The 3,384-nt window shown below is 41.9% G+C and carries 3 protein-coding genes; all 3 read left to right on the top strand.

The features are described from left to right. Nucleotides 1-177: 177 nt before the first annotated feature. The 3 genes from AC1DRQ_RS30275 to AC1DRQ_RS30265 all read left to right on the top strand — a co-directional run bounded on the left by AC1DRQ_RS30275 (nucleotide 178) and on the right by AC1DRQ_RS30265 (nucleotide 3,227). Nucleotides 178-612 carry a hypothetical protein gene (locus tag AC1DRQ_RS30275; RefSeq protein WP_477429661.1) on the top strand — a complete coding sequence of 145 codons (435 nt, stop codon included), beginning with the start codon at nucleotides 178-180 and terminating at the stop codon, nucleotides 610-612. Between the two features lie 151 nt (nucleotides 613-763). Then, entirely contained in the window at nucleotides 764-2,092 is a 1,329-nt protein-coding gene (locus tag AC1DRQ_RS30270) for a GntP family permease (protein ID WP_477429659.1), read from the top strand. A 4-nt stretch (nucleotides 2,093-2,096) separates the two neighbouring features. Further along, nucleotides 2,097-3,227: a glycerate kinase gene (locus tag AC1DRQ_RS30265; RefSeq protein WP_477429657.1), complete on the top strand. Its 1,131-nt coding sequence runs from the start codon at nucleotides 2,097-2,099 to the stop codon at nucleotides 3,225-3,227. Nucleotides 3,228-3,384: the final 157 nt, after the last annotated feature.

Below are 3,384 nucleotides of genomic sequence, written 5' to 3'. Positions count from 1 at the left end.
GTCTTTATGTACTTGTGTTTGAGCAAAAGAAACCTGTGAAATAAGCAAAATTATTGCTTGTAATCTTCACAAATCCGTTAAAAAAAGTGTAAAACATGTTTCTTATTGTGTTGCAATTTTCGACTAATGAAGTAGTCAGACCAATTAACAAATTGTTAACACATTAATTAACTCATCATGAAAAATCTAATTTATTCCCCAGCTTTATTATGCGTTATTTTATTGATTGCATCTTGTAGAAAAAATGAGGCAATACAACCCAGAAATGGCTTAAACAAAACAGATTCTGTTTCATCAGTAGGCCAACCTACACAACGCAATTGCGACTCTGCTAAAATAATAAACTATGTTTTAAGCAATTCAACAGGTATTAATTCATTTGTGATTACATTTTCAGGGCCGCAAGATTATACTTTTAGTTTTCCGGCAAAAGGAAGTAAAACTGTAGCCCYCAAATCAGGCACCTATTATGTACAGATACCTCCTACAGGCGATTATTCAGCTCATAGCTTTTCCTTACGCGGTAGGCCATATGTAAAAGCACCAGGCGCCAGGTATGAGAATGTAAAKGTAAATCCTTGTTCTGTAGAACTGCAAGCCGAAATAAATTAATTATTAAATTGCAGATAAGCCTCTCTGAAAACACAGAGGGGCTTTTTGCATTAAGGGTGTTTAGTTAGATAAAAGTGAGATGATAAGGAAGGTTATAATTAAAGTAAAAAATTAATTAATGCGCAATTGTTACTAAATTAGTTTCACTTCTATGGATGTTACCCTTGTACGTATTTTAACCTCTCTCATAGCCGGTATAGCGATTATTGTATTGCTTACCGCAAAATTTAGGGTGCATGCCTTTTTTGCACTGATCATAGCTTGTTTTTTAGTTGGTTTGGGGGTTGGGATGACGTTCAATGATGTGCTGACAACGATTAAAGAAGGTTTTGGCAATATTCTGAAATCATTGGGTTTGCTGATAGTTTTGGGCACTACACTCGGTGCTATACTGGAGCATACTGGTAGTACAAGAGTAATGGCCAATGCTATATTAAAAATTGTTGGCGAAAAGTATGCGGCGCTGGCCATGAGCTTAACCGGGTTTATTGTAGGCTTACCTATTTTTTGTGATTCGGGCTATATTGTTTTGAGCGGGCTAAATAAGTCTTTGGCAAAAAGCACGGGTATCTCTTTGATTATCATGAGTACTTCACTGGCTACGGGTTTATACGCGGTTCATTGTATGATCCCGCCACATCCGGGTGCCGCAGCGGCGGCGGGTATCATCGGTGTTGATTTTGGTAAGCTCATGCTTACAGGAATTTTGATCGCTATTCCGGCAATGATTTCCGGATACCTTTGGTCAAAATACGCAGGTAAGAAAATTCCCGTACAGGTTATAGATGAACCAGAGCTTATAAGCGGAAATCAGCAGCTGCCATCGGTTATTAAAGCGTTTATGCCGGTGGTTGTTCCCATAATTTTAATAGCGGTAAAATCATTTTTTGTAGTGGAACCGGGTGCTGCCGGTAAGTGGATAAATTTATTACTTATACCTGGTGATCCCGTAATTGCACTGGCAATAGGCGTATTGTTTGCTTTTAATACCATGTCATCATGGAAAAAAGACATCCTTGCTCCATTACTGCAGGAAGGTGCAGAAAAAGCCGGAGGAATTTTAGTGATTATTGGGGCAGGTGGCGCCTTCGGAGCGGTTTTGGCAGCTACAAAACTCGGGACACATTTAAGTGAAGCATTACCCCTGGCCACCCTCGGGATACTATTCCCATTTTTATTAACCTGTATACTTAAAACGGCACAAGGGTCTTCCACCGTAGCTATTATTACCGCGGCTTCTATCATACTTCCATTACTGCACGCACTTGGTCTTAATACCGACAAAGGTCATTTACTTTGTGTTTTATCAATGGGCGCCGGATCAATGATGATCTCGCACGCTAATGACGCTTATTTTTGGGTGATCGCGAAATTTTCCGGTCTCGAAATGAAAACCATGTTAAAAGTATATTCCCTTGCAACGGTATGCATGGGCTTAACCGCTTTAGCTATGGTTTATATTGTTTCCTTTTTAATTTAGTCTTATGCATATCCTTATAGCACCCAATGCCTTTAAAAATAGTTTGTCTGCTTATGATGCAGCGCAAGCCATTCAAAAGGGGATAAAACTAAGTACACTGAAATGCACTACAGAGTGTTTTCCGATAGCTGACGGCGGCGATGGAACAGCCAGCCTGATCATTAAGCAGCTGCAGGGTAAAACAGTACCTGTAACAGTTCATGATCCGTTAGGCAGACTTATCCAAACTTCATTCGGTTTAATTGAAAACGGGCGTACCGCTGTGATTGAAATGGCGGATGCATCGGGTTTAAGATTGTTAAAGCATGATGAGCTCAATCCTCTTTCGGCTACTTCATACGGCACTGGCGAGATGATCAAAACGGCGCTTGACGCCGGGGTAAATAAAGTCATCATAGCCATGGGCGGTTCGGCAACGGTTGATGGAGGTACAGGTATTTTAAAAGCGCTTGGTGCCCGGTTCCTGAACGAAGCAGGGCATGAGCTAATCAACCTGCCCGCAAGCCTGACCGATCTTGCGCGGATAGATGTTTCAAATATGGATAAACGCTTGCCGGATTGCGAGATCATTGTACTTTGTGATGTGGATAATATGCTGTTGGGAAGCAGGGGAGCAGCCGCTGTTTTTGGTCCGCAGAAAGGGGCGGATGCTGGCGCGGTTGGAAAACTGGAAGCAGGGCTTTCCAGGTTCAATGATATCACTCTCCGGGAAACCGGGAAAGATATATCCACAATAAAATACGGAGGTACTGCCGGGGGTGCATCCGCCGGGGTATATGCTTATTTAAATGCCAGCCTGGTAAATGGAATTGATAATTTCATGGAGCTTACCGGATTTAACGAAGCTTTGAACAGAAGTACACTGGTGATCACCGGAGAAGGAAGTATAGATGAACAAACCCTTCAGGGGAAAGGGCCTTTCGGGGTAGCTAACCTTGCGAAACTAAAAGGTATACCAGTTATAGGGCTGGCCGGCAAAGTACCAGCCGAGCCAAATGAACAGCTTAGCCAGTACTTTGATGTGCTTTTGGCCATAGGGAACGAACCCTCGGATATTTCGACAGCGCTTAACCGTACCAGGCAAAATCTGATACGTGTGTCAAAAGGGATAGCTGATATGCTCCGGATTGGATAGGGAAGGAAAGTCAGGTTTACCCGGGAAATCATTGTCATAAAAAAAGAACGCCTTTTTCTGTGACGTTCTTTCATATCTATAAGCCGAACAATGGCACGGCCTCCTTTAAAGGTATTTTTAGAGGAAGTTTGATAAGATTAAGATATTACTGCACAAT

The sequence above is a fragment of the Mucilaginibacter sp. P4_E8 genome (genome assembly GCF_056401495.1).
This window is presented reverse-complemented; position numbering and strand designations above follow the sequence as displayed.

Excerpts from the sequence above, each read along its gene's own strand:
- AC1DRQ_RS30270 (WP_477429659.1), top strand. The coding sequence starts at position 764 with ATGGATGTTACCCTTGTACGTATTTTAACCTCTCTCATAGCCGGTATA.
- AC1DRQ_RS30265 (WP_477429657.1), top strand. The coding sequence starts at position 2,097 with ATGCATATCCTTATAGCACCCAATGCCTTTAAAAATAGTTTGTCTGCT.